The organism is Thalassobacterium sedimentorum, from assembly GCF_031127905.1.
Classification (GTDB): domain Bacteria; phylum Verrucomicrobiota; class Verrucomicrobiia; order Opitutales; family Coraliomargaritaceae; genus Thalassobacterium; species Thalassobacterium sedimentorum.
In genome coordinates, this window is record NZ_JARXIC010000002.1 from 106357 (window position 1) to 130527 (window position 24171).

The following is a 24171-nucleotide window of genomic DNA, read 5'->3' on the forward strand; positions in this document are numbered from 1 at the left end:
GCTTTGCGGTGGCTGGCAACCGCAAAGCATGGATTTTTACAAGGCAGTCGTAATTTATACCAAATATAAAAAAACCCGCAGCTTCCTTAAAATGGAAACTACGGGCTTGTATACTTGAACTATGCGGTGGGGTAAACGCTTAGCTCAAACAATAAATTCTGAAAAGATAGCTTAAAGAACAGCTTTGAGGCCAGCACCAGCCTTGAATTTAACTGCTTTAGAAGCCTTGATCTTAATTTTCTCGCCAGTCTGTGGATTGATGCCATCGCGTGCAGCACGCTTAGTGACCGAGAAAGTACCAAAACCAATCAGTTGAACATTTTTGTCCTTCTTAACTCCCTTCTTGATGCCTTCAAGAACGGCTTCAATTGCGCGCTCTGCGGCTGCCTTGGAAGTGTCGGCTCCGAGTGATTTCTGTACTTCTGCAACGAGTTCTGCTTTGTTCATATAATAATTCTTTTGTTGAGGTTGATTGGTCTATTGACCGTTGCAAATAAGAGAAGCCGCCCATGTGAGCGTCAACCTAAAATCCGCTCTAAACCGCTATTTTTTGGGGTTTTCAGCCCAGCTTATCGCTTCAATCCGTTGTCAGAGCGATTTCAAGCCCCCTGCCGCGCTTCAAACACCTGTTTCAATAGGGTTTCCGTCGCTTCAACCTCCGAAATATTCCGTTCCTCAGCAAGCTGCCCAGCTCGTTTCAAAAGCTGGGCTGCCAGAACAGGTGCCTGTGCCTCCGAAGCTCCCAGTTGAACAAAAACCTGAGCAAGCTCTCGCACACGCTCGCGCATCTTATCAGTCATTTTCACCCCCTTCAGCCAGTAATGAAACGACACTCACTGAGTTCGAACCCAATGTTAAAATTTCACCGACACCAACAAAACGTATTTTCAAAATGGCCACACCACACCATCCGCCTGCCTCACGAAATGCGCTGCGCAACTCTCCAACTCGCTTGAACTCCGAATTATATAAAGCCACAGGCAGACTAGGCCTCACACCAGTCCCTTGCACCACAAACAACGCACGCTGCGGTTGCCCGAGGTTGTGCATACGCGCCACCACTTCCTGTCCAAGGTAGCAACCCTTAGTAAAGGAAACCGCGTGCCCCGTCAAATTCCCCTCTCCCGGCAGATCCGAAGCTCCAATCTCCTGCGGCACCTGCGGCACCCCGGCACGGATACGGGCGATACCGCGCGCATCTTCGGAAATGGCGGAAAAACCAGCTTCAAGCAACGACTGCGTCAGCAGCTTACGTGTATCCTCAGCAGGCACTACAATATGATAGCGCCCCCCAGGCAGACCATACAAGACTCCCTGCGAAAGTGATATAAAGCGTCCGGACTCGGGTATCGGCATGCCCAAGACATCCAGCCCATCCACTGATAGTTCAAGCCCCACGGTATTCACACATGGCTCAAGCTCCACCTCATCCGCAATGATATGCCGTTCCAAATGTGCAGAAATATCCGCCCCCTCACAGCGCTCACTCAGCACACGAAAGCGCTCGGGTCCTTCGCAAAGCACGACACCATCTGCAATCACTTTCCCCTTCACATCCAGCCATAATCCATAACAACACTGCCCAGTGTCAAAGGGGCGCAGATCATTTGTGAACTGACTCTGCAAGAAATCTGCAGCATCTTCGTCCGTGACCAGGAGATGTGCCGCAGGACTATATAAGTAAAAGCTCTTGGAACCGTACATACTGCATGTGTTAAAAGATGCCGCCGCAATATGACAGAATAATCTAACAAGGAATCACTTTTAGGCCCCCCTCGGCCCCATTATATAGAATATAGAAAAAAGCCGCTCGAAACACAGCGACAACTCACCTGTTTGATAACAAAATGACAGCCTCCATTTGCCGCATCCAGTAATTGGGCTTGTTCCCACCTCAAAGCTACTTTAGATCTGCCGCCCGTGAAAAAAGTCACCGACATTAACATCACCTCTAAAACACTGCTTCCATCTCCACTAGCCCTGTGCCAGGAGATCGTAAAAACGGATGCGGCAGATAAATTCGTCGGCGAAAGTCGCGAAGCCATCAACGAGATTATATTTGGCAAAGACCGCCGTCTACTCGTCGTCATCGGGCCCTGCTCGATACACGACCTTAAAGCTGGACGCGAATACGCTGAGAAACTGGCCAAACTAGCCAAAGAGGTCGAAGACCGCATGCTCATCGTCATGCGAGTTTACTTCGAAAAACCTCGCACCACGGTAGGATGGAAGGGTCTGATAATGGATCCCAAGCTCGACGGCACTAGCGACATCCCTGAAGGCTTGCGCATTGCACGTCGCTTCCTACTCGATATCATTGAGCTCGGTCTGCCCACAGCCACCGAACTCCTCGATCCAATCACTCCACAGTACATCGCCGATTTGGTCTGCTGGTCTGCAATCGGCGCACGCACCACAGAAAGTCAAACGCACCGCCAAATGGCCTCAGGTCTCTCGATGCCGCTCGGATTCAAGAACGGCACTGATGGTGGTCTCACAGTCGCGATCAATGCAATTAAAGCTGCCAGCCAACCCCAGACATTTTTAGGCATCGATAATCAAGGACAAGCCAATGCACTGACAACCAAAGGTAATCCGCATTGCCACATAGTGCTACGCGGTGGTTCTCATGGTCCTAACTACGGAGTCGACGATGTGACTCAGGCACGCGAAAAATTAACCGAAGCAGGTCTCATCCCCGCGATCATGACAGATTGCAGTCATGCCAATAGCGATAAAGACCCGGGGCGCCAACCGCAGGTTTTCGACGAGATCGTACGCCAAAGTTTAATTGATCCTAGTGTAATCGGCGCCATGGTTGAAAGTAATCTTAATTTCGGCAATCAGTCCTTTCCACAACCGATTGAAGATCTGAAATACGGCGTTTCGATCACTGATGGCTGCATAGATTGGACCACCACTGAAGCCATGATCCGCAAGGGTTATGCAGACTTGGCTCCGCTGTTCACTTAAGCAGAGCATAAGGCGACCTTCTGCTCAACCCAGCGAAGACTTCCAGCATTGAAGGCACCATCCGCGCCACTAATCTCATATCATAGATCTAAGATCTCGCATCTCAAAATAAACACCCAATACATATGATGAGCAAACAACCTATTCGTGTCGCGGTTACCGGTGCAGCTGGTAACATCGGCTATGCCCTACTTTTTCGCATCGCGTCCGGTGCCATGTTTGGCCCAGACCAACCAGTGGCATTGAACCTGATTGAAATCCCACCCGCCCTCGACGCACTCAAAGGTGTCGTCATGGAGCTCGACGATTGCGCCTTTCCACTCCTAAAAGACGTCGTCGCCACGACCGACATGGACGAAGGCTTTAAAGATGTGAATTGGGCACTCCTAGTCGGGTCTGTCCCACGCAAGGCAGGCATGGAACGCAGCGATCTACTCGGTATCAACGGCAAGGTATTCACAGGTCAGGGCAAGGCCATTGGCGCCAACGCCGCAGCCGACGTACGCGTGCTCGTGGTGGGTAACCCTTGCAACACCAACTGCCTGATCGCGATGAACAATGCTGAAGGCGTGCCCAACGATCGCTTCTTCGCTATGACGATGCTGGACGAGAACCGCGCCAAAACACAACTGGCCCAAAAGGCAGGCGTCGATGTCACGGAGGTCAGTAACATGACAATCTGGGGCAACCACTCAGCCACCCAGTATCCCGACTTCTACTCCGCTAAAATTGGAGGTAAATCCGCAGCAGAAGTCATCGATGACGAAGCATGGCTAAAGGATACATTTATCCCTGATGTGCAAACACGCGGCGCCGCGATCATCAAGGCGCGTGGTGCTTCTTCAGCCGCCTCTGCTGCCAACGGTATCGTCGACTCAGTTCGCGCACTCACCACTCCTACTGCACCGGGCGACACATTTAGTATGTGCCTCTGCTCCGATGGCAGCTATGCAACCCCAGAAGGCTTAATTATCTCCTTTCCTTGTCGCAGCGACGGACAAAAAATTGAAATCGTCAAGGGCATCGAACTCAACACATTCAGTCGCACCAAGTTCGACGCCTCGGTGCAAGAACTATCTGAAGAACGCGAGGCCGTCAAAGATCTCATCTAAAACACGCGCCCACGCGATTATTCCCCCCCCAGCCCGCCAGCGAAAGTTGGACGGGCTTTTTTGTGCATGGTCGCTGCCCAAAACCAAAGAGCTGACAACACTAATGGCCCGTCTGACTCAATGGCCAGTCCACAGGACCGTAGGCCTGCAATACGCCTCGCACCACGGCAGTCGCATACTCAACTAAAATATCATCCGCCGGCAGCGGTTCATGGCACGCCCGGGCGATCAATGCTTGCTGAATACGTTTATATTCCCGTTCACTGTTCGCAACATAGGGCTCCAGTAAAACTGTCGGACACTCTACTTGGCGCAGTAGCATTAGATTTCGAGCCCATAAATAGGGAACTTCAGCATCAATGCGTATTGCATTCAGTCCCTGGTAATCAGAGGGCGGCAAACCTGTCACATCTCCAAAGGAACGCCCGAGCGCCGCACCGAGTACCGCCTCAATCCCCCCACTACCATTCAACATTTTTCTAGCTAACTGCGTCTGATGCTGGGCCGTCGCAAGTTCGCTCTCACTCAGACAACCAAATACTAAGACATGCACATGATTCGAATCCACCAACTGCTGCGTCGGCCCCGGTGGCCAAGCGGCCGCATTAATATGTAAAGACAGTAATACATCGGGACGGAGCTCTTCATTCACGACTCTGGCTCGCTCAGCCAACTCTCCAGTCACAATCGCCAGACGCACAGCACGATTCCTCACGGCCAGAGCATGCTCAACCTGCGCCTGTAAATTACATGCAGTCGGTGGAGTCAGTTGTGCCGCTGCTGCGGCCCAATAATCAGCCGAACGCTTCGGATTAACCGGCTGACAGGTCTCACGCAGTAAAGTCACCTGCGCCCCAAGTCTCACCAACTCGTTGCGAATGCGCTGTGCAACTTCCAGTACAAGCTCACCTTCACGCACCCAATGATCTGTTTCAGCAATACGAAAATCACGCCATTCCCAATGTGCCCAGACCCCGCCGACATGTCCAGGATCTAGCGCAAGATGTAAACCAGACAGTGGCAAGGATTGAGATTGCCCCTCCAGCACGCAATCACTGCCATGCGCCCCGCTGATTCGCTCGCGGCGCATAGCAGCTGGACTCGTCCACCACGTCTCAACCTCTTGAGTCGCAAGTTGCTCCACATTGACGATATGCGTACCTTCAATATAGGGCGTATAACGCGTCGACAGCATATAAGCCAACTGCTCCGGCGTGCTCTGTGCAGATAACAAGCCTGACAGTAGGCAGAGGACCGAAAAAATGCCACTGACTCGTCGACACGGTCCATTCAATGCGGCCGGCTGTTCACGCGCGGGAACTGACTCAAATGGAGCCCGAGCGGCATCGCTGGATACGAAATGTTTCATCAAATAATCTTACTCACTGCTAAAACTTGGATACACACGGACAGGATGGCCGCGGCGACAATAAAAAAAACCGCCGGTTAGCACCGGCGGTTTAGAAAAATGAAGTATTTTCAGGCCTTACGAAGCCTGCTCTTGGAATACATGCACATCCCGCTGCGGGAAAGGAATACTGATACCTTCCGCATCAAACTTCTCTTTTACAGCCTTAGTGAAATCAAACTTAACTGCCCAGTAATCTCCTGACTTCACCCATGGGCGCACAATGAAATCGACACTGCTATCACCCAAATTAGCTACAGCAATTGTAACTGCTGGATCCTTCAACACGCGCTCATCTGCCGCTAAAAGATCTTCCATAATCTGCTTAGCCTTATTTAGATCGTCTCCATAACCGACCCCTACAGTCATATCAACGCGACGTGTAGGATGAGCCGAAACATTTGTGATGGAACCGCCCATAATCGAAGAATTCGGCATGATTATCTGAATATTATCCGGAGTTTTCATCTCAGTGGTCAAAATTCCGACTTCAACGATCACTCCCGCTTCGCCGCCCGCTTTGACAAAATCACCAGCCTTAAAGGGTTTAAATAGAATCAATAATACGCCGGAAGCAAAATTTGAAAGCGAGCCCTGTAGGGCAAGACCGACCGCCAAACCAGCGGCACCAATCACCGCAACAAAGGAAGTTGTCTGCACACCGAGCTTACCAACTGCGGCAATGACAACAAAGATAACCAAAGCACCATGAATCATGCTGCCGAAGAATCCAATCAGTGTCGCATCCACTTCACGCTTTTGCAAAGTCTTCACAAAACAATTCTTAATCGCCTTCGCCAACCACAGGCCGACTACGATGATAATTACAGCAGCAAGCACTTTCATTCCGTAAAGTGCAAGGACATCGATGATCTTCTCAACGACGGTAGGTTCAGCCACTTGCGCGGCAATGATTCCTGAGGTATCTTCTGGCATAATAATTATAAGTTAGTGTATTTGATCAAGTTAAGTGACCGTATGTAGAGTATGAACCCTTACGCATCTGACAATACGTAAAAACAAATTAATCAACCCTATTCTGAACGCTAAAACGGCCAGATTTTAAACCCTTTACGCTTTGCTGGAGCCACTGATTCGCCGCCTGCACTCTCATTTTGCGCACCCTGAGATTCCGCAGCGGACGAAGTACTCGCCTCAGCGACAGCCTGAGTGCCCCGCTCAGCCGTGTCTTGAGGCGCGACATACTCAGCCGCATTGGATGCATTTAATCGACGTAGATCCTCGATCACTTTCACATAGAGCAAAGGTTTGTGATAATAAGGAATCTTATGCTTTTTGAGCTTCTGGACATCCTGCTCAGTCAAGCACCCCGACACCACTGCACATTTACTGCGGGGAAAGGACGTACTAATATCAATGACGAACTGAATACCAAAACCATCCGCCAAACGATGATCGGTAATAACGAAATGCACCGGCCGTTCCGGATCATCCAAAATCGCCGTTGCTTCTGCGATGCCACAAGCAGCGAAGACAGTATACCCCTTACGCTCAAGTTGAGCGACGCCAGTCACTGCGAGTTCTTTTTCGTCTTCGATGAACAGGATATTCATAATGAGTTCCACTAATAAGAGTTTAGACAAGGTGCTTGGCAACCGTGGATTCGCCCCAGCATAAAAACGAAGCGATGTAATCTCCCACACACATCCCAGCAAGGACCTGACAATATCTGTTCACAACGCGTAGCAAGAGTCCAACTGTAGCAACACGTTCAGAATCAGCGCGAAAGACGCACCTGCACCTTAGCCGCCGCCCCCATACCAAGCGTCAGAGATTCGCCGCTTCCAGTGAGAATAATCTGCACGGACTCTGCACGTAGACTGCGTGCACACACCTGCAACTGCACGCCTGGATTCAGGCCAGACTCAGCAATGTAATTCAAAAAATCAGGGTCCTGATCACTGATTCGAGCCACCCAGAGCGGTGCCTCCAGCGGGCAATCCAGCAAGGTTTCCAGGGCACCTCCCAACAACTCCCCCTCAGCCGAAGGAATCGGATCACCATGCGGATCTTCAGTCGGATGGCCCAAATAACGATCAATCCGCTCCAACAGCAGGTCAGACACTACATGTTCCATTTGCTCAGCCTCTTCGTGAACCTCTGACCAATCGAAACCCAGCACCTCGACTAAAAACTGCTCGATCAGACGATGCCGCCGCAACACATGTAGCGCCAGCTTACGGCCTGGCTCAGTCAGCCGAACCCCCACCCGCGGCGCATACTGTACCAACCCTGCATCAGCGAGCGCTTTAACCATTGTAGTTGCCGTGCCCGGCACCACTCCCAAGGCCTCCGCAACCTGCCCCATCGGCACTTCACATGAAGTTAACTTCTCTGAAACGAGGTAAATGTGCTTAATATAATCTTCGACAGTGGCGCTTGGCATGATCGCTCCACCATCATAGCCCCAGCTACGAAGGCCAAGTTTATTTTAACAGCTGAATCCACTTCCCGCCGCTCATCCAGGCAGCATCACTCAGCAACACCGCCCCAAGAGACCTACCCTGCCATCCCTCGCTAGCTGTCAAGCGATCGCACGGAACGCTTTCTGATTGGCGAGGTCACCTCTAGCCTTCATACTGCAAATTGATCATGCTACGCCTTAGAAACATCTCACATATTTGCCTCTGCATCCTATGCGGTCACAGCTTTGCGCACAGCTCTGATTTCGCCAGCACCCGGCTGCTCAACATCGCAGAAAAAGAAAACAAAATATACCAACAAATCGCTCAAGATCCGGAATACTACAGCGAGGAAGATCTTGAACGTCGTATTAACGAGCTGATACAATCCTACAGCAGTTACCTGCTGGATCAACCAGACGATGTCAGTGCCTATATTCTCTATGGCAAATTATTACGACGCGTGCAAGAGAACGAACAAGCCTTCCGCGCCTTTCTTAAAGCTGACGAACTTGACCCGGAAATCGCGGTAGTCAAACAACAGATCGGTAACCACTTAGCCGAAGAAGGAAAAGGCAAAGCTGCCCTCACCTTTTACCTACGGGCTGTGGACCTAGAACCCGAAACTGCCATTTATCATTTTGCATTAGGGCAATTGATTTATGACTTCCGCGCCGAATTCATTCAGGACAACATATTTACCCAAGACGCGCTTGAACGAGAAATGCTCAAGGCATTTCGCAAAGCGGCTCAACTCGCCCCGGATAATTTCGACTACCAAATGCGCTTGGGAGAAGCCCACTACGATTTAAGCAGCCCCGACTGGCGTAATGCCTTACTACACTGGAAGCAGCTCAGCAAACAAGCTACAACACGACTACAAATAGAGATTCTCGATCTACACACAGCACGGGTACTCGGCAAACTTGGGCGCATCCAAGAGGCTCATACACGGCTGGATCAAGTGCACACCCCTGCCCTGCAGAAATCCAAGCAACTAGTGCTGGATGAACTCGCAGAGCACTAAACATCCAGCACCAGTAAAATAAGAACAATCAATAATCGATTACTGACCTCACTCACCTAGTAGTATACCCTATGAGCGAATTCAAAACTGTCCAAGAACTCAAGCAACTCGACCCCTCGATTGCTGTCCCCTTCCGTAGTATTTTCATTCTGCGCCGAAAAACAGTAAAAACAGCTAAAAACGGCAACCCATTCCTGAGTATTGAACTTGGTGATGCGGGCGGTAGCTTTACAGCCAACGCATTTGGTGATTCCGCAGTCTTTGCTGCTTTGGAAAATGTACCTGAAGGCGCCATGATACGCCTCTCTGGCAAGACAGAGTATTATCAAGAACGCTTCTCGCCTCGCTTACAAGCAGCCGAAGAAGTGGCCCCAGAGGACGAAGAAGCCCAGAGCATGCTCAGCCAACTAGTGGAAGTGCCACCAGAATCTGAGAGTGAACTATGGGCTCATATCGAAGACGCCATCGCAGCGATCAAACACCCACAACTGCACGACACCGTACAGCGAGTTATGGACGAAGTGGGCGCTCAATTTCGCACCAGTACCGCTGCCATTAGTATGCACCACGCTTATCGCCACGGCCTACTGGAGCATACCACACACATGGTACGTGCCGCGCGTGCGCTGCTACCACTCTACCCACAAGTCGATGCTGACCTTGCAATCGCAGGGATCATCTTGCATGACATCGGGAAGCTAGAGGAATATGAAGGCGACTTTGCGGCCAAAGTTAGCCGTATAGGCACCCTACAAGGGCATGTCGTGCTAGGCTTTCGCACTGCCCGCAAAGCTGCACTGCAATCCAAATTAAATGCCGATCTGACCGAACGTCTCGAACACATCATTCTCAGCCACCAAGGTGAAAAAGAATGGGGTGCCGCGGCAATGGCAGCCACTCCAGAAGCCGTCTTTGTCTCTATGGTCGATAATCTCGATGCTAAAATGGGCATGGTACAACGCGTCTTGCGCAACACGCCCGAAGGCGAAGAATTCTCTGAATATCTGATGGGACTAAAAACCCGCGTCCTGCTCACCCCGCCCGACAAGAGCTAATACTGCACAGGCATCCCAAGTATCAATTAAGCATAGCCAATCAGTATAAAAGCATTCATTAACAATGACCGATGCATACCTCTAACCGAAGACCTCTAAAGACACGTTCCATGGTTTGGGCACAGAAAGCGGCAGCCTATGCCGCACACGCGGGCCTAAGTCCCAATCAAATATCACTTTTAGGTATCATCATAGCCGCGATCGGTGGCTTTATATTAGTCAGCGCAGGCCACTTGCACAACAATGCTTTCAGTTATGCGCTGCTCTGCATCTTAGCAGCCATCACCATTCAATTACGACTTCTATGCAATATGCTCGATGGCATGGTTGCCATGGAATTTAAGCAAAAAAGCGCCCTTGGCGACCTTTACAACGAACTCCCGGACCGGATTGAAGACAGCATCTTTCTAGTCGCCGCTGGCTACGCATTCGGCACCCCGGGATGCGTCACCCTAGGCTGGCTAGCAGCATTGTTAGCTGCCTGTGCCGCCTATGTTCGCGTATTAGGTGGGTCACTGGGGTTCAAGCAAGACTTTTGTGGACCTCAGGCAAAACAGCAGCGCATGTTCTTACTCACAGTCTCACTACTCATCGCAAGCTTTTGGTCGCCAATGATAGTGTATGGCCTCGTGCTGATCACTCTCGGCACGGTAATCACCATTGCACGCCGTCTATTCCGCTTAGCCAATTTAATGCAATCAAAATGATTGAGGAACTAGTCTGCTGGTTCATCAAATTATTCACAGGTGCAAGGGCGCAGTGGACGGTAGGATTTGATCAGTTGCAACCGGGGCAACGCGTTTATTTTGCCAACCACAGCAGTCACTTGGATTTCCTCATTCTCTGGGCCACACTGCCGCCTGCACTGCGTCATCACACTCGACCTGTAGCTGCCAGAGACTACTGGGCAAGGAGCAGGCCACGACTGTGGTTATCGCGCAAAATTTTTCGAGCGATCTTAATCGAACGTAAGAACATTTCACGCTGCAATAATCCTATCGATCAATTAAAAGCGTCACTTGAGCAGGGCGACTCCCTCATCATTTTCCCGGAAGGAACACGTAGCTCAGGTGATACAATTCACAACTTCAAGAGTGGCCTCTACCACCTGGCCAGACATTGCCCACAAGCTCACTTTATTCCAGTTTACTTAGAGAATTTAAATCGTGTGCTACCCAAAGGTGAGTTTATCCCACTCCCTCTAATCTGCTCCGTAATTTTCGGCGCTCCACTACGAGATGTCAGCGAACGCTCTAAAGACGATTTTTTGAACGAAGCTAAAAAATCCCTCGAAAGATTGAACCCATTATAACATGCCCGTCCTATCCATCGATTCTGAACTAGGCGCCATCATTGTTGGCGTCGTATTACTACTCTCTATCGCATCAATCATTGGATACGTATTGGCTCAACGCACACAGTCAGATAAGTCGAAAGCAGTCATCGACAACCTGAATGCTCGCATCCGCGCATGGTGGTTCATGGTCCTATTCTTTGGCCTTGCAGTGCTCTCAGGAAACACTGGCTCCATCATATTGTTCGCTCTCATTTCCTTCTTAGCCCTACGCGAATTCATAACTCTCACGCCCACAAGTCGAGGTGATCACCGCACTCTCTTCTGGGCCTTTTTCATCATCACTCCCCTCCACTACTTCCTAATTTGGATACACTGGTATGGACTGTTCAGTATCTTAATTCCCGTCTACGCGGCACTGGTTATGCCAATCCGAAACGCCACGACAGGCGACACCAAAGACTTCCTAGCCCGCACTGCCAAAGTACAATGGGCACTGATGGTTTGTGTGTATTTCGTCAGTTATGCGCCCGCTCTACTCACCCTAAAAATACCCGGCTATGAGGGACAAAACGCCAAACTCCTCTTATTTCTGGTTCTCGTAGTGCAAATGAGTGATGTGCTACAATACGTCTGGGGTAAACTGACTGGTAAACGGAAAATCGTCCCTCAGCTTAGTCCCAATAAAACAGTCGAAGGCTTTATCGGCGGAGTCCTTAGCGCCTCCTTACTGGGAGGCGCACTCTGTTGGATGACACCATTCAACTTTTGGCAGGCCACACTACTCGCATTCCTAATCTGCCTGATGGGTTTCTTCGGCGGATTAGTTATGTCCGGCATAAAACGAGATCGCAACATCAAGGACTTTGGCACACTGATTCAAGGCCATGGCGGCATTCTAGATCGCATCGATTCCATCTGTTTCTCAGCTCCATTGTTTTTTCACCTCGTCCGCTTTTACTTCGCCCTGTGAATACAACTAAGATGCTCTCCCAAAGCACGGCAAAATAGCCCCCCACACAGGTCATCCCTAGGCTTAGATACGTATTGCTTACTGTAGCTGGAGCAACTAGCCTCAGTGACGATGAATAAGTCCCTCTTCCTGCTGATCTTTCGGCGTATAACTCAGTCGTTTTGGTTTATACCTACCGGACTATTTCTCTTCGCTATCTTAATTGCTTTCGTACTCACGGGAACAGACCACTGGATCGGACTCAGTCAGAAAATCGACCACGTTGACTGGCTCTACGCAAATAGTCCGGATGGAGCACGTGCCGTGCTATCCACTATTGCCGGCTCTATGATTACCGTCGCAGGTGTGCTCATTTCGACGACAGTTGTGGTACTGACTTTGGCCTCTCAGCAGTATGGACCTCGACTGGTGAAAAACTTCATCGAAGATCGACCAAGCCAAATCGTGATTGGTTCTTTTGCAGCTTGCTTCATCTATAGCATCTTAGTCATGCGTAACATTCGCTCAGGTGAGATCGAATTTGTCCCGCAGCTGTCGATACTGGTCGCGGTGCTTTCAGCGGTGATCTGTATCGGAATGATGATCTATTTCATCCACCATATTTCGATCGCAATTCAGGTCCAATCGATTATGGAGCGGGTACATAATGATCTCGATGGATTAGTCGAAGCCGTCTTCCCTGAGAACTTATCACAAGCATTGGAAACACCTGGCAATCAACTGGACAGCGAAGTCGTCGCTAAAAAGCTGGCCAATAAAACACTGAGTGCAGTGAACACAACCCGGCCAGGCTATCTCCAAGCGGTTCGTAGCGAACGCCTAATAAAATTCGCGCAAGAAAATTCTCTAGTAGTTAAGCTGCTGGTTCAGCCTGGCTCATTTCTAATAAAAAATGAACAGCTCTGCCAAGCCCTGGCCGAGCAGTCCTTGTCCCAGGATGCAATAGATAGCCTACTCAGCTGCTTTGTTTTTGGCCGTTTTCCTACCTGTGAACAAGACATTCTATTCCCCATTAAACAACTGGAGGAAATGGCCATTCGCGCGCTCTCACCGGGAATCAACGACCCCCACACAGCAATCGAATGTATTGATTATCTGGCGACATCCTTACGTGCGATCGCCCTGCGCCCATTTCCGTCCCCCTATCGAGCGGACCCACAAGGAGAACTACGGGTCATTAGTCCCGTACATAATTTTGAAAAAATACTACGGGTTGCTTTCCAACAAATTCATCATTATGGACGCGAGGATATCAACGTGGTGAATCGCATTTTTATGGCATTACAGAAAATCGGTCAAAACGCTCAACTGACAGTAGCACGCCGTGATACTCTAGCCCTGTTTGCAAAAGAACTCTTAGATAAAAGCGAATCCTGCGCGAGTAGTGAAGGAGACAAGAAAAAGATCCGCCAAGCATATCAAGCCGCAGTGCGCACACATTTGAGTGAACGCACTGCTCAAGCTTAATCACTGGTGCAGGCTGACACCTTCAGCTACTCAACTTGCAAAATTAACCCTTTTAAATAACAACTTTCTGGGAAATTTAATAACACAGGAAAATCAAAAGGCTGGGCAGTGCGTGTAAAAATGCGAGCTTCACGGCCAGCAAGGCTGGCAGCACGTGCAATCGCAGCCTCAAAATCGACAGCCGTAGTCATGGTCGAACGACAATAAGTGGCCAGTAAACCGCCAGCAGGTAGGCAATTAAATGCATGCAAGTGCAGGGCTTCTACTGCAGCAGAATCCCATTCTTCGGAATGCGGTGGATCAAGTATAATGGCATCCAGATCTCCTAAGCTGCGCTCAGCTAAGAAAGCTACCACATCAGCCTGAATCGTTTCTACGAAACAATTGTTTTTCTGCGCCTGCGCTCCAATTGCTTTCACACAGATTTCCGAATTATCCACAGCGACCACGTGCTCGGCTCCATTACGTGCGGCTTGCAGCGCAAAAGCCCCACTATGCGCATAACCATCCAGCACGCTACGCCCCTCGCATAAACTCCCAACCAAGGCATGCTGCTCGCGTTGATCCAAAAAGAAGCGTGGTTTCTCGGGGTTCAAGAGATCGAGTCGATAAGCAATACCATCTAATTCCACCCAGCGTGCCTTTAAATTCTGCCCACTCAAAGTGCGCGCTCCGTCCGCTTGTAGAAAGACGATCTCTTTCGGCTCGCAAGCATCCTGAAGGCAAGTAACGATGTCTTCCATTACACTTTCCAGAACGGGATGCCTGTCCTGTATCGTCAGAATACCGTCATACCATTCGACGACTAAGCCTGGCACATAATCCGCATCGGAGCATACCAAACGCTGACAATGCTCATCACTGCGCCGACCGAGTGCATCATTAATGGCGGAAGCGATATAATCGGCATCAAAATCCGCGTGCTCGGCCAAACTAAATCGCCGCCAAGTCGCGATGGCGTTATCAGGATCATACAGCCCGGTACCAACAGCTTGCCCCGAAGCATCCAACAAAGTGGCCACACAAGCTGCCGTAGGCAAATCACCGGCAAGTTCTGCACGTGATACCCATGGATGGCCTAGCCGGAGTGGAGCGGAGGACAATTGAAGTGTAATTGAGTTTTCCATTGGATTGATTTAAAAGTTCGAAGTTAATTCTGATTCAGACCGTGAACGCGTCGCCATGTAGGATGCAGATGATACAGCTGGACAACTCCAACAAGCGGGGTAATCGCTATCGCGCCCGAGCAAAGAGGCGCAGCGACATCGCTAGCATGACAAGGTTTGGTATCCATGCGGCCAGTATCGCAGGGATGAGCTGCCGCTCGCCCATAATAGAAGCCACGCTGATTAATACATAAAATATCGCAAAAAAGCCCATCGCTTTGGAGACACCAATCATCGGGTTCGTGCGCACCCCCGCCACTGCAAACGGCACTGCAATGCCCACCACAACAAGGCAACTAAAGGGAGCTGCCAAAAGCGAATAATAACGCACTAGGTAAGCACGTACCGAAGGATTCTCCTCCGGGGTAACAGTATCAATGATGCGCCGCAATTCATTCAAAGAAAGCTCATTTGGCTCCTTGTGTAAGGCGAGCATCAGTGAGGGATCCTCATCAAAATCTTCAAATTTCTTTTCCTTAAATGTAAGCGAGCGCAGTGGATCCCCCGTGTGCGGGTCCAGCAGTAATTCTCTGCCATCGACAAAGACCCAGTGTCCTCGCGTGTTATCGAAGTATGCCTCACTGGCAGAAATTCGACTCAACTCCTGGCCACTGGCGTCTCGCGAGTGCACATTGACGCCCAGTCCCAACCAAGCACGTTCACTAAAACGATTCATAAACCAAAGCCGACCATCCTTTCGATTATCAAAGCCCAGATTATACAGCAGTCCCACCTCACGCGCATCATGATCGACCTCGTCAGCAGCGAATTCTAAGTTATCTAAAAAAGTTCGGGATTGCTCCACCGCCCGTGGGATCACCGAAGCAGTTAAATAAAGCAGTAACAAAGAGAGCACTAAGCCTGCTGCCCACAGCGAACGGCTCACCCGCAAGAGGCTCGCTCCGGAGGCGCGCATTGCAATAATCTCGTTATTACGATGTAAGGTGCCTAACGTAAAAAGCAGCGAGACGAGTAAGGCGATAGGTAAAATCGCAGGTAAATAAGTCGGCAGAGCTAAACTATAATAGAATATGATCTGCTGAATACTGGCATTGGTGTCCAGCAAGTCAGGCAACGAGTCATACATGTTTTGCAAGATCAGAATACCAACAATCACACCCAAAGTGAGTGTGAAACCGATAAGCCATTCCTTTAAAACATAGCGATCAATCAAAGACATGACCCAATCTAAAAGCCCCCGCAGACTAAAGTCACTCCGATAGCTGTAATTTTTTTCTGGCACCCCCCGCCTTCTGAGGCCTTGATAACCAACCAGATGGTAGAACGAATCAAAGAATCTTGGAATTCTCGACTGGGCGTTATTCTCGCCGTTGCAGGAAGCGCGGTAGGACTGGGTAACTTTTTACGCTTTCCAGGGCAGGCTGCCGAATATGGCGGCGGCGCATTTATGTTGGCCTACTTCATCTCCTTTTTACTAATTGGGCTACCAATATGTTGGGCAGAATGGGTCATGGGACGCCATGGTGGCCAAGCAGGCTTCAATTCCACCCCTGGAATATTCAACTACATCACCCGCAAGCCAGCCTTCAAATATATTGGAGTGATCGGGGTCCTCATCCCCGTAATTATCTACATGTATTATGTGTATATTGAAGCATGGTGCTTAGGCTATGCGATCAACTTTTTGGTCGGCAACATGGACTTTACCAACGTGCAAGAATCAGGTGATTTCTGGGGTAAATTTATAGGCATCGGTGCCGACGGTAGTGCTCTTGGCTTTGGACTGACTCAGGTGGGCATGTATCTCCTATTAGTCTTCATACTGAATTTTGTGTTAATTTACCGCGGCATATCCAGAGGTATTGAGCTATTTTGTAAGTATGCCATGCCCACACTAGTGCTCATTGCCTTCATCATCCTCATCCGCGTACTCACCCTAGGCACACCCAATGCCACACATCCGGAACGCAATGTTAGCAATGGTTTGGGCTTCATGTGGAATCCAATTAAGCATGTAGTGGAAATAAAAGATGAAACTGGGGCATGGGTCATCGATCGCGAGGTCGTCGATGAAGATCGGCTCATCGCAATAAAAGCCACCGCGCAACATAACGATACCATGCGAGTGCGCGAAATATCCATGCAGCAGCAATTATTCAATCCTCAGCTATGGTTGGCAGCTGCTGGACAAATCTTTTTCTCCTTATCGGTGGGCTTTGGTGTAATCATTACCTACTCCAGCTATATGTCCAAGAATGACGATGTGGTATTGAGCGGCCTGGCAGCGACCAGTGCCAATGAATTTTGTGAAGTCGCCTTGGGAGGCCTAATCACCCTCCCGGCAGCAGTCACTTTTCTAGGTGTCGCCGGTGTGGCAGGTATGGGCACATTTGGTTTGGGGTTTAACGTCCTACCAATGGTTTTTGCCAACATGGCCCTGGGCGAAATATTTGGTTTTCTCTTTTTCTTCCTACTCTTTTTGGCAGCCGTCACCAGTTCACTGTCCATGCTACAACCCGGCATCGCCTTTCTTGAGGAAGCAATGAAAATCAACCGCAAGCAATCTGTGATCTTCCTAGGACTAATCACTGCGATTGGCTGCGCATTTGTCGTCTACTTCAGCAAAGATGTCAAAGCACTGGACACCATGGACTTCTGGGTGGGAACCTTCTTAATATTCGTACTTTCAACGCTGCAAATCATTATTTTCGGTTGGATATTAGGGGTCGACAAAGGCTTGAAGCTAGCCGATCAAGGCGCCGCCATTCGCATTCCACGCTTTTTTAAGTTTGTTATGAAATTCGTCAGTCCAGTCTTTCTCCTGACTATTTTTACCCTATGGGCTGCGGCTAATATCTTTGGCCTCGATCTGCATACCGGTGAAACGCACTACAGCAATTACATCGTGGACCTATTCATTGAACCTAACAGAGTCGCCCGGTTGAGCGTCGTATTGATTGCATTGGTCGCCGCTCTGTTTACTGTCATCGCAGCACTCTCCCCCCGCTATAAAAACCTGAAACAGAAGCAATAAATAATTATGACTACCGCAGGCTGGATAATAATGGCACTCTCCGTAGGATCTGTGAGCTTACTGCTAAGTTGGTGTATTTTCAAAGTAATGACCACACCGGATGAAACTGAGCACATTCATGGCTTTGAGCAAAAAACTCCGGACACAAAATAAATCATCCCCCCCGAGACAGCTCCTGCAGCTTGACGTGGCAGCGAGAATCACTCTAAGCAGACCGCTAAAAAAGCACAGAAGAAGACCCAATAGGTTTATAAAATTATAAAAAGTTACAAATTGTACCCCGTAAGGAAGGCATCGCAGGCTAACTCAAACTCACCACGCAGCGCGGGTTCAATGTCAGAGATATCCGTTAACTTCTCATCGTCGATTGCATGTTCGACTCCGCGATAAAAGGCAGCCAAGCGTGCCAGGCCCAAATTCCCGGCACTCCCCGCAATAAAATGCACAATATTGCTCAAGTGCGCGCGGTCACCCTGCGCACAGACCTGGGAGAGAGCAGCCAACTTGGCTTCACTTTCACTAACAAACAGACCAAACAGCTCACGTGCAAGCTCCTGATCTTCCTCTCCCTCATCACACATGAATAGCATGTCAACCTGCTCCCGATCCAGGACCTGACTATTCTTATCATAATTAACGTGCTCTAGGTGTGGTGCTTCAGACATATCTTTAAGATCAATACAGACTAGACTACTTACCTGCAGCAAGAAGTGGCGTGATCTGCTTACAAAAAGTATCAATGCTCCGCTCCACTTGCAACCTTGCAATCAAATTCTCTGCAAGTTCTCGGCCAGAATCTTGACGGTTGAGAAATTCAACTATCGAATCCGCCAATGCCTCCGCATTATCAGGTTCAAACAATAAAGCATTCTGCTGATGCTGTAACAGCTCCTGATTGCCGCCGACGCTAGTCACCAAACAAGGAAGCTTCGCAAACATCGCTTCAAGCACCGTCATCGAAAAAGGCTCTCCCTGCCGGCTGGTATATAACAAAGCATCATAGTCCGCGTAAAATTTGGATAATTCGCCCGGACGAATCCCTCGCATAGTGACCTGATCAATCAATCCGGCAGCCTCGATACGCTCACGCTTGGCCTTACGCTCGCTGGGCTCCCCCATCGCAAAAAGGTCCAGCGAGACCTGGATTCCACGTGCCTTCAAAATACCAACCGCATCCACCGCAATATCGGCCCCCTTCACTTCCGTCAGGCGACCTGCCCACATAAAATGCCGCCGAGTCACATACGCTTCTTTAACCGTAATCTTCTTGGTATCTATCGCCGGATAAATAACAGGTAAAGCGTGCACCTGCTTTAGACCAGCCTCCGTCAATTGCCCACGCAACCACTGGCTCGTCACATAACTATTTTGAAAGCGCAACTTCTGAACCGCTCCAACTGGCATCATCCCCAATACACTACGCGCCTTTCCCAGCACACGAATCATGCCACGATACAGCTTGGAACGTCGGCTGGGATTATCCAACCACCAACGATACCAGGGGTCACGGTTAAAAAATTCAGGCATCAACCAATCCATGTGTAAATCATACACCACATGCTTCCCCTTGGCCTGTAGACGAAAAAGCAAGGACTTGGAAAGACCGCGCATGTTCCAGACATAAATCACATCCGGTTTGAAACGACGTATACGATACTCAAGCGACTCTGCATTATAACGCTCATGAGCATAAGTCGCTTTATAGGAGCGACCTAGTAATGAATCCTCCAGTGGCTCTGGATAAAGGCGTAGCTCTCTGAATACGCCTTTTTCACCAGGGACCCCCATTGGCGGTAAACGATGATCCGAAGTCAGCACCTGCAGCTGATGCCCCTGCCGAGCCAAACCTTGAACGGTCTGGCGGCAGCGCTCATCATGCCCACTATACCCCAATGGCGGATAAACTGACGTTAAAACTAGGATTCTCACATGGGCAATGAGTCAATGAAGCTAGAACCAATCCAGCCAAATCTCAACAAATCCAGAAATTCCCTAACCATTACTCAATTTAGCGCACAAAAATCATTAGTTTCTCTAGAAAAACAACGTATACGAATCCATCCCGTGAGCTTTAAACGATCCGGGGCCCACCAGTACCACTTTCTTTGCGCTTGCTGAAAGTTCAGGACATTGGCCTAATTCACTCACCAACGTTGATAATCCATTCAGACCTATGCCCGACTATTACATACGCACACCTGAGCAAGACGAGTCTCGCGGCCCCTTCGACATCTCGAAGCTACTCACCCTTGCTGAAGCTGGTCAGATAAATCCGAATACCCTGTATTATGATGAAAATAGGGAAGAATGGGTGCCTCTCGCTCTCAACGAGGAACTCCATGCACAAGTATTCCCGGAAAGGGAAAAACTGGCGTTAAAAGTAGATGAAAGTAAACAGACAAAGTCTAAAGCGAAGGCCCAGAGTCCCAGCGAAAAAGCGATTGACGTCGAAGCCATGCTGGCTGCAGCAGAAGGTAACACAGCTGAAAAGCGCAAACAGATCCGTCGCAAAAAAAGCTTTGAACGAGCCGCGAACCTCTCCTGCTCGGGCCTGGGCCTAATGATGCTGCTGTCTGCTCTGGTCATGGTGCTACCGCTGGTGCCGGAAATTCAAGGCGCACTCAACAATGGCAACTTTGCCGCAATATTTAATTATGTCAGTATTTTGGTCGCGATCTTCGACTTCATCATCGGCCTACTACTCTTTTTATCAGTGACCGAGGTATTCCCGCTAGCCCGCGGCCGCGCCATGCTCACCCTTGGTTTTGGCGTTTACGTGGGCTGGGCATTAAACGATCCCTTATTGATGCAACTCGCTGCCGCGGCAGGTGTTGGCGCATTTCTCGCCACAATTTCTCAACGCATGAGTACCATGCTACTTGCTTTCGTGCTCGGCATCGGAGGTAACGGCTACCTAGCCTACCTCGCTCTCAATGGGCGCTTCGATGGCTTCTTCGACAGCATCGTACTTAACTTGGTCACAAACTAGACCGCGCAGATCGCGCATATATTTTGCATAGTAAAGACAACAACTCACTGGCCTCCAGAATACGCCGTAATAGTGACAAGTTACAACTCTACGCGCTACGGCTACAAAGGCTACTGCGTAAAGAAATTTGGGAGCTTGAGCACTTGGGACGCCGCACGGTCAGGGCTCGCATTTATCACCTACTGCGTATTCTCACACTCACTGCGCAAGGACTGAAACGAAATCAGATTCCCATGCAATCCGCGGCACTGACTTTTTATTCGTCGATCGGCATCGGCCCTATCATCGCATTCGGCATCATGATTTCAGGCTTTCTAATCGATCGGGACATCGCGGATCCAAGTGCTGACCCACACGAAAGTGTGGTGGTCAGAAAAATCACTCAAGTCATCACCTTTGCAGCACCACAAGTCTCCGTTACCGTCAACGGAGACTCCCCCAATCAGACAGGCACCGAACTCGCCCCGGAGCTACTCGAACTGATCAGCAATTTTAGCTCGGTCGCCAAATCCGGTACTGTCGGTGTAATCGGCACCCTCGTGCTTCTGTTCATCTGCCTGCGCGTACTCACATCTATAGAAAGTTCCTTCAACACACTCTGGGGAGTGGAAAAAGGACGTAATTTCACCGAACGCATTGTCACCTATTGGACCTTTATCAGCTTAGGTGCCCTGATTGGCTCTGCCGCGATTTCCCTACAGATATTAAATGTGTTCATCAGTTTTGCTGAGAATTTACCCTTTGGCACCTCTATTACTGCAATCATACAGTTTTTTCTGCCCTTACTCACTGTGATCATGATCACTCTGCTACTCGCTGCTTTTCTACGTTTCATTCCCAATACACAGGTGAAGTGGAAACCTGCGCTACTAGGCGCGCTGCTAGTAGTCACCCTCCTTCAGATCTATAAAACACTTTCATTTCTATACGTCCAACAGGTAGTCAGTAATAATAGCCTCTACGGCTCAGTCGGGATCATCGTGGTACTCATGCTGGGACTCTATGTGTTCTGGTTGCTCATTCTCTTGGGCGGTCAAGTGACTTACGCAGTGCAAAACGCGGATTTCTTGACCAATGAAAACGCCTGGCAGAAAACCAGCGAACGCGCACGGGAGCTAATCTCTCTGAGCGTGCTTCTAATTGTGATGAAACGCTTCAAATCCGGGCACCCACCAGTCAAAACCAGCGAATTATTAAAAAAATTACGTGTGCCCAGCCACATACTCAACACGAGCATCCACCGTCTCTGCACCATAGGTTACCTCTACCAAATTGAAGATCACAATGCCGAAGAGGAGCGTGACCACGCCTATCAACCGGGCTGTCCTCCCGAAAACATCTCGCTAGCCGAATTCAAACAAAGCATTGAAACCTTCGGCAATGATGAAGGCTCCAACATAGCCGCCAGCACGGATCCGGCGACTCGTATCTATATCGACGAAGTGCTCTCGCTGAAGAATTGCCCCAAATCTGAAATGACACTCGCTGATTTAATTCAACTTAAAGATTCCCCTAACTAAGAGATCACAACCAATTGGTTGACAGAGCTCAATGGGCACCTAACCTCCACCGCTTTTTCGTATCTCATGATTTCTTGGATTCAACACCACCTCATCCGTCACGGACGCTGGATATTCCTGTCCCTGCTGGCTCTTATTATCGTCGCATTCGTCTTTACTATTGGCAATACGCCTGGTTGCACGACGGATCGCAGTGGCTATCAGGAGAATTTATTCTATGGAATAGACCTGAATGCCTCCCGCGAACGTGATGTCATCATCGAGAAGGTGCAGCTTAGTGCCTATCTCAACGGGCAGCAAATACGCAGCGATGAGCAATTTCAAAATCAACTGACCAGCCGCATCGCTCTACTACACCTTGCGGACGAAATTGGTGTCCCAGCTCCTGATCAGCAAACACTGGCTGATTACATCACCACCAAAAACGCTTTTCGCGGTGCAGATGGTGAATTCAGCGCCGATGCTTATACCAGCTTTGTCGATAGCATGGAATCAAATCCACGCAGCCAGCAAGGACTCATTCTCATCGTCTTGGAAGAAGATTACCGGATGAATCAAATTGGCTCCGTGCTCTCCGGCCCCGGCTACCTACTTCCCTCTGAAGCACTGGCACAAACACAGCGCAATCGCACCAAGTTGACGCTCGCAACCGCTGAACTCGATTACGCCGCATTCACTCCGGAAATCCCTGAAGACAAAGCTGCTCTGAGTGAGTACTACGAAAACAACAAGCTTCGCTATGAGATTCCAGAGCGAATACAGGCCAGCTATGTTGCCTTTAAAAATGATCAATACGCCACTCAACTACCCGAAGCAAGCGAAGCCGAATTGCGCGAGCACTTTATAGCCAACCGTGCTCAGTTTGTAGCCGAGTTCGAAGCCAACAAAGCCAGCTCAACAAAGAACAGCGATGATACAGCAAGCGATGATACAGCTGAAGCCCCCGTCACTTTCGCAGATGTGCGTGAGGCGGTTGCCCAAAGTTACCTGACTGAACAAGAAAGCCGCATAGCTAATCAAGCCGCACAGGCATTCGCCTACAAACTCTACCGCGACGAAATCAAACGTGACTCAGCAGCCTTTAACGAGTTACTCAACACGTCCAATGTCAGCCTGACTAAAATCGAGCCTTACACACTGGCTGGAGCCAGCCAACGCGCACTCTCAGCTGAGCTACTCGAGTCTGCATTCCAACTCGGAGGTAACCGTTACTTCTCCGATGCCTACCCAATCGATGGCGGATTTGCAGTTCTTATCTACCAAGGCCGCATCGCTCCTGAGGTACCATCACTTGAAGAAGTGCAGGATGAAGTTCTAGCCGATTATCAGGCCGAGGAAAAACGCCGCCTGTTCAATGAAAAAGGTGAAAACCTGCAAGCCGAACTGGAAGCTAAACTCAGTGAAGGTAGCACATTTACCGAAGCCGCTGAAACGCTCGGTCTAAACGCACAAAGCTTCGAGACCTTTAGCGCTCAAGACGCCCCCACTGAACTCAACCGTAGTGCCCTGCAAAAGGCCCAAAGCATGCAAGCAGGCGAAATCTCTCCAATGCTCACATCGGGAGGCACCGGAATCTTCGTCTATCTAGAAAACAAGGAAATTCCTGAAATCGCCAATGACGACGAAGATCTTACCCAAGCCGAAGAGTATCTGGCACGCTTCGCAGCCTACACCAGTGGCACCTCCTTTGCCAACGAACTAGTCTTCCGCGGTCTGCCCGACACCTCAACAGAAGAGCTCGCAGAGTAAGTACACACCGACTAAATAAC

General features: G+C 49.7%; 23 protein-coding genes. 12 read left to right on the top strand and 11 right to left on the bottom strand.

The genetic code is table 11. The features are described 5' to 3' along the window. Positions 1-171: 171 nt before the first annotated feature. From QEH59_RS01450 to ygfZ, 3 genes are all read right to left on the bottom strand, one after another. Positions 172-447: an HU family DNA-binding protein gene (locus tag QEH59_RS01450; protein WP_308983583.1), complete on the bottom strand. Its 276-nt coding sequence runs from the start codon at positions 445-447 to the stop codon at positions 172-174. A 152-nt stretch (positions 448-599) separates the two neighbouring features. Further along, on the bottom strand, positions 600-800 hold the full coding sequence (locus tag QEH59_RS01455; protein ID WP_308983584.1) for a hypothetical protein: 201 nt from the start codon (positions 798-800) through the stop codon (positions 600-602). Continuing rightward, positions 793-1704, bottom strand: coding sequence for a CAF17-like 4Fe-4S cluster assembly/insertion protein YgfZ (gene ygfZ / locus QEH59_RS01460; protein WP_308983585.1), 912 nt, complete (start codon positions 1702-1704; stop codon positions 793-795). Before ygfZ ends, QEH59_RS01455 begins: the two co-directional genes overlap by 8 nt. A gap of 216 nt (positions 1705-1920) precedes the next feature. Here ygfZ and QEH59_RS01465 point away from each other — a divergent pair, with 216 nt between their 5' ends. Together QEH59_RS01465 and QEH59_RS01470 are read left to right on the top strand one after the other, a co-directional pair. Beyond that, positions 1921-2973, top strand: a complete 1053-nt coding sequence (locus QEH59_RS01465) for a 3-deoxy-7-phosphoheptulonate synthase (RefSeq protein WP_308983586.1) — start codon at positions 1921-1923, stop codon at positions 2971-2973. A 128-nt stretch (positions 2974-3101) separates the two neighbouring features. Continuing rightward, positions 3102-4085, top strand: coding sequence for a malate dehydrogenase (locus tag QEH59_RS01470; protein WP_345785315.1), 984 nt, complete (start codon positions 3102-3104; stop codon positions 4083-4085). A 100-nt stretch (positions 4086-4185) separates the two neighbouring features. On the opposite strand, the gene QEH59_RS01475 is transcribed toward QEH59_RS01470, so the two are convergent. The 4 genes from QEH59_RS01475 to QEH59_RS01490 all read right to left on the bottom strand — a co-directional run bounded on the left by QEH59_RS01475 (position 4186) and on the right by QEH59_RS01490 (position 7900). After that, a complete protein-coding gene (locus QEH59_RS01475; RefSeq protein ID WP_308983588.1) occupies positions 4186-5454 on the bottom strand; it encodes an N-acetylmuramoyl-L-alanine amidase in 1269 nt (422 codons plus the stop codon). A gap of 117 nt (positions 5455-5571) precedes the next feature. Then, positions 5572-6429, bottom strand: a complete 858-nt coding sequence (locus QEH59_RS01480) for a mechanosensitive ion channel family protein (protein WP_308983589.1) — start codon at positions 6427-6429, stop codon at positions 5572-5574. Positions 6430-6539: 110 nt separating this feature from the next. After that, entirely contained in the window at positions 6540-7067 is a 528-nt protein-coding gene (locus QEH59_RS01485) for a hypothetical protein (protein WP_308983590.1), read from the bottom strand. Between the two features lie 164 nt (positions 7068-7231). Beyond that, on the bottom strand, positions 7232-7900 hold the full coding sequence (locus QEH59_RS01490) for a metal-dependent transcriptional regulator (RefSeq protein ID WP_308983591.1): 669 nt from the start codon (positions 7898-7900) through the stop codon (positions 7232-7234). A 206-nt stretch (positions 7901-8106) separates the two neighbouring features. Here QEH59_RS01490 and QEH59_RS01495 point away from each other — a divergent pair, with 206 nt between their 5' ends. From QEH59_RS01495 to QEH59_RS01520, 6 genes are all read left to right on the top strand, one after another. Beyond that, positions 8107-8943, top strand: coding sequence for a tetratricopeptide repeat protein (locus QEH59_RS01495; protein ID WP_308983592.1), 837 nt, complete (start codon positions 8107-8109; stop codon positions 8941-8943). 71 nt (positions 8944-9014) lie between these two features. Next, positions 9015-9998, top strand: coding sequence for a 3'-5' exoribonuclease YhaM family protein (locus QEH59_RS01500; protein ID WP_308983593.1), 984 nt, complete (start codon positions 9015-9017; stop codon positions 9996-9998). A gap of 71 nt (positions 9999-10069) precedes the next feature. Continuing rightward, positions 10070-10705 carry a CDP-alcohol phosphatidyltransferase family protein gene (locus QEH59_RS01505; RefSeq protein WP_308983594.1) on the top strand — a complete coding sequence of 212 codons (636 nt, stop codon included), beginning with the start codon at positions 10070-10072 and terminating at the stop codon, positions 10703-10705. Further along, positions 10702-11310, top strand: coding sequence for a lysophospholipid acyltransferase family protein (locus QEH59_RS01510; RefSeq protein WP_308983595.1), 609 nt, complete (start codon positions 10702-10704; stop codon positions 11308-11310). The genes QEH59_RS01505 and QEH59_RS01510 overlap by 4 nt, the downstream gene beginning before the upstream one ends. Position 11311: 1 nt before the next feature. Further along, complete coding sequence (locus tag QEH59_RS01515; RefSeq protein WP_308983596.1) at positions 11312-12265, top strand: phosphatidate cytidylyltransferase; 954 nt, start codon at positions 11312-11314, stop codon at positions 12263-12265. A 111-nt stretch (positions 12266-12376) separates the two neighbouring features. Beyond that, the gene (locus tag QEH59_RS01520; protein ID WP_308983597.1) at positions 12377-13732 is read left to right on the top strand and encodes a DUF2254 domain-containing protein; all 1356 of its coding nucleotides are present in this window, start codon (positions 12377-12379) and stop codon (positions 13730-13732) included. A 26-nt stretch (positions 13733-13758) separates the two neighbouring features. On the opposite strand, the gene QEH59_RS01525 is transcribed toward QEH59_RS01520, so the two are convergent. Both QEH59_RS01525 and QEH59_RS01530 read right to left on the bottom strand, forming a co-directional pair. Next, complete coding sequence (locus QEH59_RS01525) at positions 13759-14859, bottom strand: class I SAM-dependent rRNA methyltransferase (RefSeq protein WP_308983598.1); 1101 nt, start codon at positions 14857-14859, stop codon at positions 13759-13761. 106 nt (positions 14860-14965) lie between these two features. Beyond that, positions 14966-16141 (bottom strand): LptF/LptG family permease, encoded by a 1176-nt coding sequence (locus QEH59_RS01530; RefSeq protein ID WP_308983599.1) that lies wholly within the window; start codon positions 16139-16141, stop codon positions 14966-14968. 33 nt (positions 16142-16174) lie between these two features. On the opposite strand from QEH59_RS01530, the gene QEH59_RS01535 reads away from it, so the two are divergent. Continuing rightward, on the top strand, positions 16175-17893 hold the full coding sequence (locus QEH59_RS01535) for a sodium-dependent transporter (protein ID WP_308983600.1): 1719 nt from the start codon (positions 16175-16177) through the stop codon (positions 17891-17893). A gap of 266 nt (positions 17894-18159) precedes the next feature. Here the strand turns inward: QEH59_RS01535 and QEH59_RS01540 are convergent, their stop codons facing one another. Both QEH59_RS01540 and QEH59_RS01545 read right to left on the bottom strand, forming a co-directional pair. Then, positions 18160-18558 (bottom strand): Hpt domain-containing protein, encoded by a 399-nt coding sequence (locus QEH59_RS01540; RefSeq protein WP_308983601.1) that lies wholly within the window; start codon positions 18556-18558, stop codon positions 18160-18162. A gap of 25 nt (positions 18559-18583) precedes the next feature. After that, entirely contained in the window at positions 18584-19822 is a 1239-nt protein-coding gene (locus QEH59_RS01545; RefSeq protein WP_308983602.1) for a glycosyltransferase family 4 protein, read from the bottom strand. A 244-nt stretch (positions 19823-20066) separates the two neighbouring features. Here QEH59_RS01545 and QEH59_RS01550 point away from each other — a divergent pair, with 244 nt between their 5' ends. The 3 genes from QEH59_RS01550 to QEH59_RS01560 all read left to right on the top strand — a co-directional run bounded on the left by QEH59_RS01550 (position 20067) and on the right by QEH59_RS01560 (position 24151). Next, complete coding sequence (locus QEH59_RS01550; protein WP_308983603.1) at positions 20067-20882, top strand: DUF4339 domain-containing protein; 816 nt, start codon at positions 20067-20069, stop codon at positions 20880-20882. Between the two features lie 23 nt (positions 20883-20905). Continuing rightward, a complete protein-coding gene (locus QEH59_RS01555) occupies positions 20906-22402 on the top strand; it encodes a YihY/virulence factor BrkB family protein (protein ID WP_308983604.1) in 1497 nt (498 codons plus the stop codon). A 66-nt stretch (positions 22403-22468) separates the two neighbouring features. After that, the gene (locus tag QEH59_RS01560; protein ID WP_308983605.1) at positions 22469-24151 is read left to right on the top strand and encodes a peptidylprolyl isomerase; all 1683 of its coding nucleotides are present in this window, start codon (positions 22469-22471) and stop codon (positions 24149-24151) included. Positions 24152-24171: the final 20 nt, after the last annotated feature.